The 16,802-nt window shown below is 73.9% G+C and carries 1 protein-coding gene; it reads right to left on the bottom strand.

The window, feature by feature from the left end:
• Window positions 1-137: 137 nt before the first annotated feature.
• On the bottom strand, window positions 138-16,736 hold the full coding sequence (locus tag A5481_RS35435; RefSeq protein ID WP_064504422.1) for a tandem-95 repeat protein: 16,599 nt from the start codon (window positions 16,734-16,736) through the stop codon (window positions 138-140).
• Window positions 16,737-16,802 lie beyond the last annotated feature (66 nt).

Here is a 16,802-nt window from a genome sequence, read left to right as displayed (position 1 = left end):
CCAAGGCGCGAGGGTATCAGGCGTTCTTAGCCCGCAAGGCCTCTCTCCTCGCGCCGGCGCCGATGCGCCGGACGCCCTAGCACCGACGTGTCGATGCCAGGGCGCGAGGGTATTGCTGGCGGATGCGAGATTTTCGCTCAGCTGAACGTGAAGTTGGATTCTGACAGGCTGTTGAGTGCAACATCCTGGAGCCTGATATTCGAATCCTGCGTTACGGCGATCACAACATCCCCACCCTCCTGCGAGCTTGCAGCCTGCACGGCGGCGAACGAGGTCATGACGCCCGAGTTGAAAGCGATGACGTCGGCCTCGGATCCACCGGTGATGAAATCCCGGATCGTGTCGCGTCCGTCGCCGATACCGAACCCGAAGGTGTCGCGGCCGCGGCCGCCGGCGAGCCAGTCGTCCCCGGCATTACCCAGCAGGAAATCATCGCCGTCCTCGCCGTAGAGGTCGTCATTGCCGGATCCGCCATAGGCGACATCATTGCCATCACCGGCCGCGATGAAGTCGTGCCCCTCACCGCCGTCGACGGTGTCGTTGCCGGCCCCGCCGTAAGCGGCGTCGTCTCCGCTGCCCCCGTCGATGGAATCGTCGCCCTCCTCGCCGTAGAGCCGGTCGTTGCCGGCGCCGCCGGTCACGGCATCGTTGCCGGTGCTGGCTGCGATGTAGTCGTTGCCGTCCTCGCCGTGGAGCCGATCGTTGCCGGCGCCGCCGGCGACGACATCGTCGCCGCTGCCGGCTGCCACGAGGTCGTCGTCTTCCTCGCCGTGGATCTGGTCGTCCCCGTCCGATCCGTTCAGGGTGTCGCTGCCGGACCCGCCGGCGATGAAGTCGTTGCCGGCACCGCCCTCGACCCAGTCGCTGCCCATCTCGCCGTAGATCGTGTCGTTGCCGCTACCGCCGGTGACGACATCGTTGCCGGCGCCGGCTGCGACGAGGTCGTCGCCTTCCTCGCCGTGGAGCTGGTCGTTGCCGTTGCCGCCGTAGAGGGCATCGTTGCCGCTGCCCGCGTCGATGAGGTCGTCGCCCTCCTCGCCCTGGATCCGATCGTGACCGATGCCGCCGGAGAGGACATCGTCGCCGCTGCCTGCGTCGATGAAGTCGTCTCCCTCGTCGCCGTGGAGCCGGTCGTTCCCATCGCCGCCGTAGAGGACATCGTTGCCGCTACCCGCATCGATGACGTCGTCACCCGCCTCGCCGTGGATCTGATCGTTGCCGGCGCCACCGAAGAGGGCATCGTCGCCGTCGCCGGCCGCGATGAAGTCGTGACCCTCACCGCCGTCGATAGTGTCGTTGCCGGCCCCGCCGTAAGCCGCGTCGTCTCCGCTGCCGCCGTCGATGGAATCGTCGCCCTCCTCGCCGTGGAGCCGATCGTTGCCGTCCCCGGCCACGATGACGTCGTCTCCCGCCTCGCCATGGATCTCATCGTTCCCGTTGCCGCCGGAGAGGGTATCGTCACCGTCACCGGCCGCGATGAAGTCGTGCCCCTCACCGCCGTCGACGGTGTCATTGCCGGCCCCGCCGTAAGCCGCGTCGTCTCCGCTGCTGCCATCGATGGAATCGTCGCCCTCCTCGCCGTGGAGCCGATCGTTGCCGGCGCCGGCCACGATGACGTCGTCTCCCGCCTCGCCGTGGATCTCATCGTTCCCGTTGCCGCCGGAGAGGACATCGTCGCCGTCGCCGCCCGCGATGACGTCGTGACCCTCACCGCCGTCGATAGTGTCGTTGCCGGACCCGCCGTAAGCCGCGTCGTCTCCGCTGCCCCCGTCGATGGAATCGTCGCCCTCCTCGCCGTGGAGCCGATCGTTGCCGTCGCCACCGGAGAGGGCATCGTCGCCGTCGCCGCCCGCGATGACGTCGTCACCCGCCTCGCCGTCGACGGTGTCGTTGCCGGACCCGCCGTAAGCCGCATCGTCTCCGCTGCCCCCGTCGATGGAATCGTCGCCCTCCTCGCCGTAGAGCCGGTCGTTGCCGGCGCCGCCGGTCACGGTGTCGTTGCCGGTGCTGGCTGCGACGTAGTCGTTGCCGTCCTCGCCGTGGAGCCGATCGTTGCCGGCGCCGCCGGCGACGATATCGTCGCCGCTGCCGGCTGCCACGAGGTCGTCGTCTTCCTCGCCGTGGATCTGGTCGTCCCCGTCCGATCCGTTCAGGGTGTCGCTGCCGGACCCGCCGGCGATGAAGTCGTTGCCGGCACCGCCCTCGACCCAGTCGCTGCCCATCTCGCCGTAGATCGTGTCGTTGCCGCTACCGCCGGTGACGACATCGTTGCCGGCGCCGGCTGCGACGAGGTCGTCGCCTTCCTCGCCGTGGAGCTGGTCGTTGCCGTTGCCGCCGTAGAGGGCATCGTTGCCGCTGCCCGCGTCGATGAGGTCGTCGCCCTCCTCGCCCTGGAGCCGATCGTTGCCGTTGCCGCCGGAGAGGACATCGTCGCCGCTGCCTGCGTCGATGAAGTCGTCGCCCTCGTCGCCGTGGAGCCGGTCGTTCCCATCGCCGCCGTAGAGGGTATCGTTGCCCTCGCCGGCTGCGACGAGGTCGTCGTCTTCCTCGCCGTAGATCTGGTCGTCCCCGTCCGATCCGTTCAGGGTGTCGTTGCCGGACCCGCCGGTGATGAAGTCGTTGCCGGAACCGCCGTCGACCCAGTCGCCCCCCTCGTTGCCGTTGATCGTGTCGTTGCCGTCGTCGCCGTTGACGCGATCGTTGCCCATCCCGGCGTCGTAGAGGTCGCTGCCGGCCAGCAGGCTCACCGTATCGTCGCCCGACGTGCCGGAGAGCACGTCGTCGAACGCCGTGGGAACCGCATCGGCCACCAGGGCCGTGACATCGATCAGCCGGGTCGCTGCCGCGCTCCGGCTCACGCCGTCATCGGCCATGATGCTCAGGCTGCGCGTTCCCGCGGTCGGTGCCGCCGCGGTGTTCCTGTAGGTCACGGCCCGCAACGCCGCCTCGAACTGCGCCACCGTCGCGCTCGCCCCCGACGAGGCCAGCGTCAGCACGCCCGTGGCGGTGTCGTAGCGGCCCGCGATGGTGCCGTAGACCGCGGCATCCGTGTTGGCGAAATCCAGCACGTCCTGGTCAGTCACGAAGCCGCTCGCGATCGACACCGTGACCTCGGCCAGCGTGGCGTTGTCGGCGTCCGACAGGCTCAGGGCGGCATCCACCGCCGTCGCCTTCGTCCCGCCCGTCGCGCTGCCGGGCGAGGCCGTCACCACCGGCGCGTCGTTGACCGCCCGGACGACGAACCGGAAGCGCCCGGTCGCCGTCTCGGCGCCGTCGCTCGCCGTGACGGCGAGGTCGAGGACACCGGTGAAGTCCCGCGGCGGCGTGCCGGCGAGCCGGCCGTCGACCAAGCTCATCCAGGACGGCAGAGCGGAACCGTCGTCGAGCGTCGCGGTCAGGGCCAGGCGGTCGCCGTCGACATCCGCGAAGGCCTCGACCGGCAGGGCGATCGAGAAGGCCCGATCCTCGTCGGTCTCCGCGTCGGGGATCGTCCCGACGGGCACCGGCGCGTCGTTGACCGGGGCGATCGAGACCAGGAGGTCGCGCCGCGTCGTCGCGGTCGCGTCCGAGGCCGCGATCTCGAGGACCAGGGTGCCGTTGAAGTCCGCCGGCGGGTCGCCGCTCAGGGTCCGGGTGCGGGCGTCGAAGGCGAGCCAGGACGGCAGCGCAGCCCCGCCCGGGCTGCGGATCTCGACGAGGAGCGCGTCGCCGTCGGCGTCGGTGATCGCGTCCGCCGGCAGGGTCGCGCTGAAGCGCCGGTCCTCGGTGCCCTTCAGCACCGGCAGTGCGGCGATGACCGGCGCGTCGTCGACGGGGGCGACCGACACCGCGACCCGGGCGGTCGCGGACAGGCCGGTGCTGTCCTCGATCGCGTAGTCGAAGGAGGCCTCGCCGTTGAAGTCGGCGTCGGGATCGATCCGGAGCTGGCCGAAGCCGAGATCGGTCACGCGCAGGCCGTGCGTCCCGGCGATCCGGCCGAGCACGATCGCCTGGCCGTCGGCGTCGCCGTCGTTGGCGAGGAGCTGGCTGGCAAACAGCGTCAGCGGCTCGTCCTCGCGCAGGGCGAGGGCGTCGGGCCGGGCGACCGGCGCGTCCGCCACCGGCAGCACGCGGATCGTCACGGTGGTGGAGACCGCGAAATCCTGCTCGTTCCGGACCGCGTAGGTCAGCACGAGGTCGCCGTTGAAGTCGGCCGGCGGCGCGACCCGCCAGGTGCCGTCGGGCTGCCGCTCGGCCCCCTCGATCCCGACGAAGGTCAGGACCGAGCCCTCGGGCACAAAGTCGTTCGCCATCAGGGCCCCGGGGTCGATGTCGAGGACGTGGTCCTCCAGCATCTCGAAGCCGGTATCCGAGACCGGGATCGGCAGCGGCACGTCCGGCGCCACGAGGAGGGTGGCGGTGCCGACGCTCGAGGCGCCCCGCGCGTCGACGACCCGGTAGCGGAAGCCGGCATCGCCGACATAGCCGGCCGCCGGCGTGAAGACGGCGCCCGCGCCGTCGCGCAGGACCGTGCCCTGGTCGCCGTCGAAGACCTCGACGATCGCGAAGCCGTCGCCCTCGACGTCGCGGTCGTTGGCGAGCAGCACCGCGAGGTCGATCGTCAGCGGCCGGTCCCGCGTGGTGCGGAACACGCCCGCCGGGTCGTTGGCGGTGCCGGCGCCGTCCGGGTTGGCGATCGGCGCGTCGTTGACGGGGGCGACCGCGAAGGTGACGGTGCCGGTTCCGAGCCGGCGCCCGTCGCCGATCGTGTAGGCGAAGGCGACCGGGCCGGTGACGTTCTCGTCCGGGACGAACTGCCAGCGCCCGTCGGGCAGCTCGGCGATGCGTCCGCCGGTCGCCCGGCGCGACAGCGACTGGAAGGTGATCGCGTCCCCGTCCGGGTCGCCGTCATTGGCCATCAGCTCGGCCGTCGTGAACACGAACGGCACGTCCTCCTGCGCGTCGAAGCCGTCGGCCGTCGCGACCGGCGCCCGGTTGGTCGCCGCGACCTTGACCCGCACCCGGCCGGTGCCGGTGCCGTGGCGATCGTCGGTGACGAGGTACTCGAACGCCGCGTCGCCGTCGAAATCGCGGTCGGGCGTGAACAGGATGCGCGACCCGTCGAAGTCGACGCGGCCGTGGCGGGGATTGGCGACGCCGACGAAGCGGATCGGATCGCCGTCGACGTCGCGGTCGTTGGCGGTGAGGTCCCGCGGGTCGATGACGAGCGGGGTGTCCTCGCGCGCCTCCACCGTGTCGGCGACCGCCTCCGGCGGATCGAACAGGGGCGCGACGCGGACGGTCGCCGCGCCGGTCGCGGGCCCCTCGCGGTCGTCGGTGACGACGTAGGTGAAGGGATCCTCGCCCGAGAAGGCGCCGGCCGGGGTGTAGACGACCCGCGCCCCGGCATTGCCGTCGAGGCGGTGGCGGGCCACCAGGCTCGTCGCGACGCCGTCGAGCGTCCGGGTGAAGCGGATGTCGACGCTCTGCGCGACCGCGAGCGGCACCTCGCCCGAGAGGGTCCCGGTCGCCGGGTCGAGGACGAGCCAGGACGGCAGCGGCGAGCCGTCGGCGCGCGTCGCCGTGAAGGTCGCGCCGGGCGACGGCGCCAGGTCGTCGGGAGCCGCGATCACCGCCCGCGCGAGTTCGAGAAGCAGGGTGCCGTTCGCCGGCTGCCCGAGGGCCAGGATCCGCACCGGGTCGCGGTCGCGGTCGCGGTCGTTGCGCAGGAGGTCGGAGACCGCGAAGCGCGTGCTCTCGCCCTCGCGCGCCGCGATGGCATCGGCGCCCGGATCCGGGCGCTCGCGCGCCGGCGCGACGTCGTAGAAGATCAGGGCCGGGCTCGCCGACACCCCGCCCTTCTCGTCGGCCGCGTCGTAGCTCAGGACGATCGTGCCGTTGAAGTCCTGCGGCGCGGCGAGCCGGAGCGCCCCCGGCGCCGGCTCCACGGCGGCCGAGAGCCCGGCGAGCTTCACCGTGTCGTCGACGACCGCCTCGGCGATCACCGACAGGGCCGGGCGGCCGCCGCCGGCCGCCACGTCGAGGCGGACCGGCAGGGCGCCGACGAAGGCCGGCGGCGGCGAACCCGAGAACCCGAGCGTCGTGGGATCGAAAGACAGCCAGGACGGCAGCGGCGCCCCGCTCTCGCGGGCGGCGGTGACGGGGCCGGCCCCCTCGAGGTCGAGGGCGAACAGGCCTTGCGCGGCGAAATAGGCCTCGCCCGCGAGCGTCCGGTTGATCGCCGCCACCTGCGCGTCGAGCGCCTGGCCGGGATCGACCTGGAATTCCAGGGTGAAGCCGCGGTCGCTGGTGGCGACCACCCCGTCCGGAAGGGCGCGCGGGCCCGGGGCGAACACGACCTGCAGGCGCGCGCTCCCCGCGCCGTCCTCCGGCGGGAAGCCGGTGAGGCCGAGCGTGCGGGTCGCGGCGTCGAAGGACAGCCAGTCCGGCAGCGGACGCCCGCCCGCCGTCGCGGCCGAGACCGTTCCGGCCCTCGGGTCGAACAGGGCGATGCGGCTGTCGTAGCCGATGCCCGCCGGCAGGGAAGCCGGATCGAGGTCGAGGCGGTCGGTGAAGACGAGGGGCCCGGTCCCGGCCGGTCCCGGCCGGGTGAAGGTGAGCCGGGCCGCGATCGGGCCGGTCGTCCCCTGCGGCGGCGTGCCGGTGAAGCGCAGGGTCGCGGCATCGAAGGCAAGCCAGCCGGGCAGGGCCGTGCCGTCGGCGAGCGAGGCCGTGACGCCGGTGGCGGCATCGAGGTCGTCGGCCCCGAACCGGTACGAGACCGCGAAGGGCCGGCGGATCTCGTAGCCCTCGAGCACGACCGGGCGGGCGTCGAAGCCCTGGCGGATCATCGTCCCGGTCAGGGCGAGCCGGGTGTCGAACACCCGCCCGTTGGCCGGATCGGTGACCCAGACGTCGACGGCGACCGGCGCGTCGCCGGCCGGGGTGCCGGAGAAGCGCATCGTGGCCGGATCGAAGCGCAGCCAGGACGGCAGCGGCGAGCCGTCGGCGAGCGCCGCGTCGGCCGTGAAGCCGGCCGACAGGAAGCGGTGGTCGACCGCCCCGAGCACCCGGGCGCGGCGGAAGAACAGCACGTCGCCGTCCGGCTCGACGTCGTTGCCGAACGCCTCGGCCGGGATGACGAGGAGCGGTCCGTCCTCGATGCCGGCGACGCGGTCGTTGCGCAGGATCGGGCCCTCGTTGCGGGGCAGGATCGTGATCGACGCGGTGGCGGTGGCGGTGCCGCCGCGTCCGTCCGAGACCGTGTAGGCGAAGCGGGCCGCGCCGTTGTAGTCGGGTTTCGGCCGGAACTCGATCCGGCCGTCCTCGCGCAGGCGGACCTTGCCGCCCTCGGCGAAGCGGGCGACGCTCTCGACCACGAGCGTGTCGCCGTTCTCGTCGGTGTCGTTGGCCAGGAGCACGGCCGGATCGATGACGAGGACCTGGTCCTCGAGCGTGCGCAGGCCGTAATCGTTGGCGGCCCGCGGCGCGTCGTTGAGCGGCCGGACCCAGAGGTCGTAGGTCAGCGTCGCCGCCGCACCGCGCGCATCGACGACGTCGTAGGCGATGCCCGCCCGCCCGAGGGCGAACGGCGTGAAGGTGAGGGCGCCGGCGTCGAGCACCGCCCGGCCGTTGCTGCCGGGCTCGCCGTCGAGGCCGCCATGCAGCCCGACGAAGGTGATCGCGTCGCCCTCGACGTCGTAGGTGTCGGCCAGGAGATCGGCCACGGCAAGGACCGCGTCGCGGCCGAGCCGGATCTCGTGGACCCGGTCGCGGTCGCGCGGCGCGTCGTTGACCGGCGCGACCGCGATCTCGACCCGCGCGGTGGCCGTGGCCCCGTCGGCGTCGCTGAGCGTGTAGACGAAGCCTGCCGGCCCGAAATAGTCGGGCCGCAGCCGCAGCTCCAGGTAGTCGCCGTCGAGCCGGGCGGTGGCGTTGGTGGCCGCGAAGGGGAAGCCGGATTCCTTGTAGCGGTCGATCTCGATCCCGGCCCCGTTGGTCAGCGGATCGACGCGGGCGATGTGCAAGCCCTCGAACTCGCCGTCGACGTCGAGATCGTTGGCGAGCAGCGAGGCGATCCGGATCCGCAGGATCCGGTCCTCGACGGCGGGAACCAGCGGATCGTCGAGGGCGGTCGGCGCGTCGTTCACGGCCGCGAGGTCGACCTCGACCCGGGCGCTCGACTCGCGGCCGAATGCGTCGCGCACCGTGTAGGTGAAGAAGGCGTCGCCGTTGAAGTCCGGCGCGCCGAGGAACGCGATGCGGCCGTCCGGGCGCACGCCCACGCTGCCGTTCACCGCCCTCCCGACGCCCACGAGGGTGAGCGCGCCGGCCTCGCCCGCGGCGTCGTTCTGCGTGAGCAGGGCGGGATCGATGACGAGCGGCTCGTCCTCGCGGGCGAAGCGCACGACGTCGTCGGCGGCGTTGAAGCGGCCGAGGCGCTGCAGCGCGTCGAGGCGTTCGCGCGCCCAGACCGTGCCGTCGGCGAACACGACCTCCTCGAGGCCGGTCTCGCGCCCGAGGAAGTGGCCGCGCGCCCGCACCGCGTCGACGAGGAAGCCGTCCTGGCGCTCGAACTCGAGCAGCAGGTCGTCGCCCTCGCGGATCACCGAGACGTCCCGCGGCGCCACGGCGGCGGCCAGCACGAGGCGGTCGGTGTCGTCCGCAGACCCCTCCTCGACGACGAGGTCCTGCCCGTCGTCGAAGCCGAACAGGTAGGTGTCCGAGCCGGCCGCCCCCGCGAGGGTGTCGTCGCCGCGCCCGCCCTGGAACCGCTCGTCGGCGCCCGAACCGGCGAGCCGGTCGGCGTGGAGCGAGCCGAGCAGCCCCTCGATCGAGACCAGGCGGTCTCCCGCCGCCTCGCCGCCGGTGCCCTGCCCCGCCGCGAGGTCGACGCTCACGCCCTCGTCGGCCCGGCTGTAATCGGCGGTGTCGACGCCGCCGCGCCCGTCGAGGAGGTCGGCGCCGCGGCCGCCGCGGAGGCGGTTGTCGTTGGCGTCGCCCCGGATCGTGTCGTCGTGGTAGGAGCCCTGGACGATCTCGATGCCGGAAAATGCGTCGCCCTCGGCGTCGCCGCCGCCGGCCGCGCCGTTCTCCATGTCGACGAGGACGCCCTCAGCCGAGAGCGTGTAGTCGGCGACGTCGATCCCGTCGCCGCCGTCGAGCCGGTCGGCCCCGCGGCCGCCGATCAGGGTGTCGTCGCCGCGTCCGCCCGTCAGCACGTCGTCGCCGCGCCCGCCCGCGAGGACGTTGCCGCCCGCATCGCCCTCCAGGGTGTCGGCGGCGTCGGTGCCGGTGAGGTTCTCGATGGCGACGAGCACGTCGCCCTCGGCGTCGCCCCCCGAGGCGCGGCCGGTCGCGAGCGACACCGCGATGCCGACCGCCCCGAAGGCGTAGTCGGCGGTGTCGGTCCCCGTCCCGCCGTCGAGCGTGTCGCGGCCGGCGCCGCCGACGAGCCGGTCGTCGCCCGCGCCGCCCGCAAGCCGGTCGTCGCCGCCCCGTCCCTCGAGGAGGTCGTCGCCGCCCTCGCCGTCGAGCCGGTTGTCGCCGGCATCGCCGCCGAGCTGGTCGGCGAAGCCCGAGCCGACCAGGGCCTCGAGGCCCGTGTAGGTGTCGCCCTGCGCGGTGCCGCCCTGGCCGATGCGGGATTCGAGGTCGGCACGGATTCCGACCGCGGAATCCCGGAAGCTCGCCGTGTCGAAGCCGTCGCCGCCGTCGATCCGGTCGGCCCCGAGGCCGCCGGCGATCCAGTCGTCGCCCGCCCCGGCCTCGACCGCATCGTCGCCGTCCCCGGCCTCGATCGCGTCGTCGCCCGCCCCCGTCCGGACGAGGTCGCTGCCGGAGAGCGCCCGGACGATGTCCGCCCCCGCGCTCCCGACCAGAAGATCGGCGCGGCTGGTGCCGCGCAAGGCACCGTCATAGGCCGCATCGACCCGCGCCATGGCGAAGCCGGTATCGGTCGCGCCGTCGGCATCCGCGATGCGGTACTCGACCGCGACCGCGCCGGTGAAGCCCTCGGCGAAGCGCACGACCACGAAGGTCTCGCCGGCCCAGGTCACCGCCTCCGCCTCGCCGCGCGGGATCCGCTCGCCGAGGGCGAGCGCCTCGGCGTCGAAGACGCCCACGACGCCATCGAAGGCCGGGCGGGGCCGGCGCGGGTCGTCGAGGTCGACGTCGATCGTGCCGTCGCCGTCGCGGTCGGCCTGCTCGATGTCGAAGTCGTTGGCGAGGAGGTCCGCGGTGCGCAGGACCAGCGGCACGCCGAGCGGCGTGACGAAGCCCTCGTCGTCCCCGACCGTCGGGTCGTCGTTCGACGGCACGACGACGATGTCGACGTAGGATTCGGCCTCGCCGTCGGCGTCGTCGGTGATCCGGTAGACGATGCCGGAGCTCCGGCTCGCGTCGCGGTCCGGCGTGAACACCAGGTTGCCGGCGCCGTCGGCCTCGATCGTGCCGTTCAGCCTGTTCCCGGCATCGGCCCCGTAGGTCAGGGCATCGAGCGCGGTCGGTGCCCGCCAGCCGACGAAGCGCACCGGGTCGCGGTCGACGTCGTCGTCGTTGGCGAGGAGCTGCGCGATCGGGATGACGACGGGGATGTCCTCGTTGACGTAGATCACGTCGCGCCGCGCCACCGGGGGAGCGTCGCCGACATTCTCGAACCACAGGGTGACGGTGGCGCCGTCGACCGCGCCCTCGCGATCGGAGACGAGATAGGCGAAGGTCGCCTCGCCCCAGTAATCGGCATCCGGCGTGAACACGACGGTGCCGTGGTCGGTGACCCGGATGTCGCCGTGGATCGCGCTGCCGGCGCTCTTGAAGCGGACCGTGAAGCCCTCCGGGTCGATGTCGTTCTTGAGGAGCTCGACGACCGGGATCTCGATCGCCTGGTCCTCGCGGCCGCGCAGGATCGGGAACGCGCGGTCCTCGTAGCTGTCGTCGGCGGCGACCGGCAGGTCGTTGACCGCCTGGTAGACCAGGGTCGCCCGCGCCCACGAGGCCCCGCCGTGCCCGTCCTCGACACGGTAGTCGAAGGCGGCCTCGCCGTTGAAGTCGGTCCAGGGCGTGAACAGGACGGTGCCGTTCTCGAGGAGCCGCGGCGCGCCTCCGCGCACGCCGCGCACCGCGGTCACGGTCATCGCCTCGCCGTCGTGCTCGACGTCGTTGGCGAGCAGCCGGTCGGCCCCGACGACGACCGGGTTGTCCTCGCGGATCGGCGCGCCGGCATCGGTGGTCTCGAACCGGTCGTCGCCCGGATCGGGCGGGTCGTTGACCGGGGTGACGGTGAACCGGACCTGTCCCGTCGCGGTCGCCCCGGCGGCATCGGCGACGACGTACTCGAACGCCGCCTCGCCCCAGTAATAGGCGCGCGGTTCGACGTGGATCAGGCCGTCCTCGCCGATCGACACCGCGACGTCGGCGCCGGAGCGCACCGAGCGGACCGTGAGCGCGTCGCCGTCGATGTCGGCGTCGTTGGCGAGAAGCGTGCGCGGGTCGAGGGAGAAGCGCGTGCCCTCGGCGACCGCCTCCGCCCGGTCGGCCCGGGCGACCGGCGCGTCGTTGACGGCGCCGACCTGGATCGTGACCGCGGCCTCGGCCCGGCCGCCCTCCGGGGTGTTCGCCGCGTAGGTGAAGGCGGCGGTGCCGTTGAAGTCGGGCGAGGGGGTGAAGGTGATGTTGCCGTCGCTCGCCAGCGCCACCGTGCCGTTCACGGCGCCGTAGACCTGGCCGACGACCATGCGGTCACCGTCGAGGTCGTTGGCGAGCAGGCGCTCGACCCGGATCACCAGGGCGGAATCCTCCGCCACAGTGAACCCGGAATCCGGCCGCGCGGTCGCGATCGGCCGCACCCGGAGGTCGACCGAGGCGGTGGCGAAGCCGTTGCGCCCGTCCGAGACCGTGTAGGCGAGCGAGGCCGCGCCGTAGAACCCGTCGAGCGCCCGGTAGCGCAGGTCGCCCCGCTCGTCGATCCGAACGAGGCCGGTGGCGGCGGTCTCGACGGCGACGATGCGCAGGCGGTCGCCGTCGGCATCGAAGTCGTTGCGCAGGAGGTCGGCGGCCTTGAGGACGATCTCGTCCCCGGTCCGCACCGAGTAGAAGCCGTCGTCGAGGGCCACCGGCGCCCGGTTGCCGAGGAGCCGGACCAGGGTATCCTTGGTCCAGACCACGCCGTCGGCGAAGGTGTAGCTCTCGATCCCCTTCTGGTCCGGCGCCAGGGCGCCGAGCACCGTCAGGCTGTCGGCGGGAGCCCCGGTGAAGCGCAGCACCACGGAGTCCGAGCCGCGATAGAGCTGCTCGATCCGCGCCTGCGTCGAGGCGAAGTCGCGGATCTCGATCCGGTCGGTCCCGGAGGTGCCGGTTTCCGCCACGGTGTCGTGGCCCGCGCCGGCGCCGAAGCGATAGAGGTCGCCGCCCTCCAGGCCCGCCAGCAGGTCGTCGCCGGGCCGCGCCGCGAAGGTGTCGGCGCCGTCGAAGCCGGTGACGGTGTCGTCGCCGGACCCGTCGCTGTCGGCGAGCGCCCGCGCCCGCATGGCATCGCGGTCCCACGTCGTGCCGTCGGCGAAGCGCAGGGTCAGGCTGCCCTGCGCGCCGTTGAGCCGATGGAGGGCGTCGCGCAGCACCAGCCGGTCGCCGGCCCCCGCGAAGGTCACGACGAGGTCGTGGCTGTCGGGGCCGGCGCGCAGGGCCGAGACGACGTCCGAGGGGACGTAATCGGCGAGGCTCACGGTGTCGATGCCGGCACCGGCCGCCTCGATGCGGTCGTCGCCGTCGCCGCGCCGGTACAGGTAGGTGTCGTCGCCGCCAGCCCCGCGCAGGAGGTCGTCGCCGCGCCCGCCCGCGAGGGTGTCCGGGCCGTCGGTGCCGACGACGACGTCGTTGCCGGGGGTCGTGCGGCTCGCCAGGATCGCCCGGCGGATGTCGGCGACCGAGAAGTCCGGGCCGCCGGCGAGCGCGACGGTCTCGATGCCGGCACCGCCGAGCGCGAGCGCGTCGACGATGACGATCTGGTCGGTGGTGCCGGCGAAGCGGATCGCGACGTCGGCGCCGTCGGCGGTCAGGCGATGGAAGCTGACCTCGGCGGCGGCGTAGCCGCTGATCTCGAGCCGGTCGGCGCCGGAACCGGAGCGGTCGTGGACGACGTCGCTGCCGTCGCCGCGGGCGAAGCGGTAGACGTCGTCGCCGCGGCCGCCCGACAGGCTGTCGTTGCCCAGGCCCCCGATCATCACGTCGGCGCCGTCGTCGCCGGTGAGCGCGTCGTCGCCGAAGGTCGGCGTCCGGGCCAGCAGGTCGGCCACGGTCCAGACCGTGCCGTCGGCGAAGCGGACGGCCTCGATCCGGCCCCCCGACAGCGCGTTCTCGATCGTGAGGCGCGCGCCCGTCGCCGTCACGACCAGGGCGAGGTCGGCCCCGTCGCGGCTCTGCGTCACGGCGATGTCGGCCGGCGCGAGGCCGGGCGCGAGCACCACCGCGTCGGTGCCGCCCGCATCGAGGATCCGGTCGTGACCGCCATCGGCGGAGAACAGGTAGGTGTCGTCGCCGCTCCCGCCCTCGAGGCGGTCGTGGCCGGGACCGCCGTCGAGGGTGTCGGCGCCGGCAAGACCGATCAGCCGGTCGTCGCCGGCCCCGCCCGACAGGACGTCGTCGGGCGGCCCGCCGCGCAGGACGTCGTCGCGCTCGGTGCCGGCGCGCGACAGCGCGACCAGCGCGCCCTGCGTCCAGACGGTGCCGTCCGCGAAGGTGACCCGCCGGATGCCCATCTCCGGCCCCGCCGGGCCGCCGAGGTCGATGCGGTCGCCGGTCCCGGCGATCTCAAGAACGAGATTCGTGGCGCCGTCGACGGCGCGCACCTCGTCGGGCCGGATGCCGGCCGCGAAGGCGAGGGTGTCGAGGCCGGCGCCGTCGCGGATCAGGTCCTGGCCGTCGCCGCGGGCGAAGACGTAGGTGTCGTCGCCGGTGCCGCCCGCGAGGGTGTCGTTGCCGGTCCCGCCGGTGAGCGTGTCGTCGCCGGTCCCGCCGAGGAGGTCGTCGTTGCCGGCCCCGCCCGCGAGGCTGCCGCCCGGCCGCCCCGCGGCGGCGTAGAGGCGCACGTCGTCGAGCACCGGGCCCGCCGCCGAGCGGTCGCCGGCGCCCCGGAAGCGCAGGATGTTGTCGCCGGCCCCCGCCGTGACGGTGAGCGTCGCCGTACGCATCCCGTTCCCGTCGGCGGTGAGGGAGGCGACGCCCGTGCCGTTCCACGAAACCTCGAGGCCGCGCGTCCCGGCCCCCGCCGGCAGGCCGTAATCGAAGCTCAGGACGAGCCGCTCGCCCGCCTGCCGGCCGGACACGACCTGGCTGACGTCCAGGTGGGCGAAGAACGCCTCCAGGTCGAGGCCGTAGCCGACGCCGCTCGCGTCGGGCCGGTAGCGGAAGGCCTGGCCGCTCGCCTCGGTCCAGCCGGGGATCGCGCGAAGCCGCAGGGAACCGCCGACGCCGTCGAGTACCTCGCCGGCCGCGAAGGCGTTGAAGTCGCCGTTCGTCACGAGGTTGTCCTCGCGCCGCACCGGGAGCGCCAGCCGGTCGTCGCCGCCCGTGCCCTGGAGAGCGCGCGCCAGCACCTCGCTCCAGGTCCAGGCGCTGCCGTCGGCGAAGGCGACCGTCTCGATGGCGCTGCCGCCGTCGAGGGCGTCGAGGATCCGGATGCGCCCGCCCTCGTCGGCGACGCGCAGCTCGATCCCGCGCCCGACCTGGACGACGCCGACCTCGGCGGCGGTGATGCCGGAGAACACGATCCGGTCGGTGCCGCCGCGATCCACGAGGGTGTCGCGCCCGTCGCCGCGGGCGAAACGGTAGATGTCGGTGCCGAGCCCGCCGGCGAGCGTGTCGTCGCCGCGTCCGCCCGAGAACACGTCGGTGTCGGTGGACAGGCTGCCGTCGCCGGTGCCGACGAGGACGTCGTCGCCGGTGCCGCCCGCCATGACGTCGCTGCCGCCGCCGCCGACGATCCGGTCGTCGCCGTCCTCGCCCGCGATCAGGTCGTCGCCGAGGCCGCCCTCGATCAGGTCGCCGTCGGCGCCGCCGGCGAGGCGATCGTTGCCGGAGAAGCCCCGGATCGTATCGGCGCCGCCATTGCCGAAGATGCGGTCGTCGAGGGGCGAGCCGTCGAGGACGTGGGCGCCGTCGTCGTCGCCGAGGCTGACGGTGTTGTCGACCGCCACCGAGACGCCGTCGAAATTCGCCGCCGTCAGGGCCGTCGCCTCGACGCCGAGGAGGCGCACCAGTATCGCGTCCGGCCCGGCCGTGCCGCGGCGCAGCACCAGGGTGTCGCTCCCCGACTGCGCCAGCCGGATCACCCCGGCCTCGAACGGGTTGGGGTTGCCGACCGAAAGCCGGATGACGTCGCCGCCGGGCCCGGCCCGGAAATCGGTGATCACGTCGGCCACCACCGCGGCGTCGCCGCCCACGGGCAGGAGGGCGTAGGTGTCGCGGCCGGCGCCGCCGGTCAGGGTATCGACCGAGGCGTCCGCCGACAGGTCGGCGAAGAGGTCGTCGCCGGCCCCGCCGCCCAGGGTGTCGGCGCCCTCCCCGCCCGAGAGGACGTCGTCGCCGTCGCCGCCGGCGAGCGCGTCGTCGCCGGCCCCGCCCGCCAGCCACCGGCCGGTGAGCGCGACATCGTCGACGAGCCGCGCACGGATCTCGGCGAGCGACAGGGTGACGCCGTCGGCGAGGATGTCGACGGTCTCCAGGCCGCCGGCCGCATCGTCGAGGCCGCCCAGCACGGTGATGCGGTCGGCGCTGTCGGAGAACCGGATGACGAGGTCGCGGCCGCGGGCGCCGAAGCGGATCCGCTCGAGCCCGTAGCCGGCGATCTGCAGGCCGTCGGCGGCGGCGTCGCCCCGGTCGTCGATCGTGTCGGCCCCGTCCCCGGCGCCGAAGACGTAGATGTCCGCGCCGGCGCCGCCGCTCAGGGTATCGTCGCCCCGGCCGCCGACGAGGCGGTCGGCCCCGCCCCCGCCCTGCAGCCGGTCGCGGCCCTCGCCGCCGAGCAGCACGTCGTCGCCCTCAAAGCCGGCGAGCGTGTCGTCGCCGGCCCCGCCCTCGAGCCGGTCCGCGCCCGCGCTGCCGGTGACGGCGTCGTCGCCGTCGCCCCCGAGCAGGGACAGGGTCCTGAGCTCGGCCGCGTTCCAGACGGTCCCGTCGGCGAAGGCGACGCTCTCGATCGCGTTGGCCGCCGAAGCGAGCGCGTCGGTGAGCGTCAGTTCCTCGCCGGTGTCGCGCAGGCGCAGCACGAGGCTCGCGGTCCCGCGGGCGATCACCCGCACGTCGCCCGGCGCGACGCCGGCGCCGATCTCGACCCGGTCGATCCCGCCGGTCTCGATGACGACGTCGTTGCCGGCGCCGCGGCCCCAGAGGTAGACGTCGTCGCCGAGCCCGCCCGCGAGGGTGTCGTGGCCGGTCCCGCCGTCGAGGGTGTCGATGCCGGCCGAGCCGGTCAGGACGTCGTCCCCGGCCTCGCCGAGCAGGGTGTCGCGCCCGCCCGCGGCGAACAGCCGGTCGTTGCCGGCCCCGCCCGCGAGGCGCTCGTCGGGCCCGGTGCCGACGATGACGTCCGCCCCCGCGGTGGCCGTCTGCCAGCGGGCGGCGAGGTCGGCCGCGGTCCAGACCGTGCCGTCGGCGAAGGCGAAGCTCTCGATCGCGGCCCGATCCGCGATGGTGATCCGGTCGTCGCCGTCGCGCACCGCGACGACGAGCGTCGCGCCGTCGCCGGCGAGCCGGAGCGCCACGTCGGCCGGGGCGATCCCGGCCGCGAAGACGAGGCGGTCGGTGCCCGAGGCGTCGGCGATCGCGTC

The sequence above is a fragment of the Methylobacterium platani genome (assembly GCF_001653715.1).
Lineage (GTDB): Bacteria > Pseudomonadota > Alphaproteobacteria > Rhizobiales > Beijerinckiaceae > Methylobacterium > Methylobacterium platani.
Note: the sequence above shows the minus strand (reverse complement) of the source record. Positions and strands in the feature narration are given on the sequence as shown.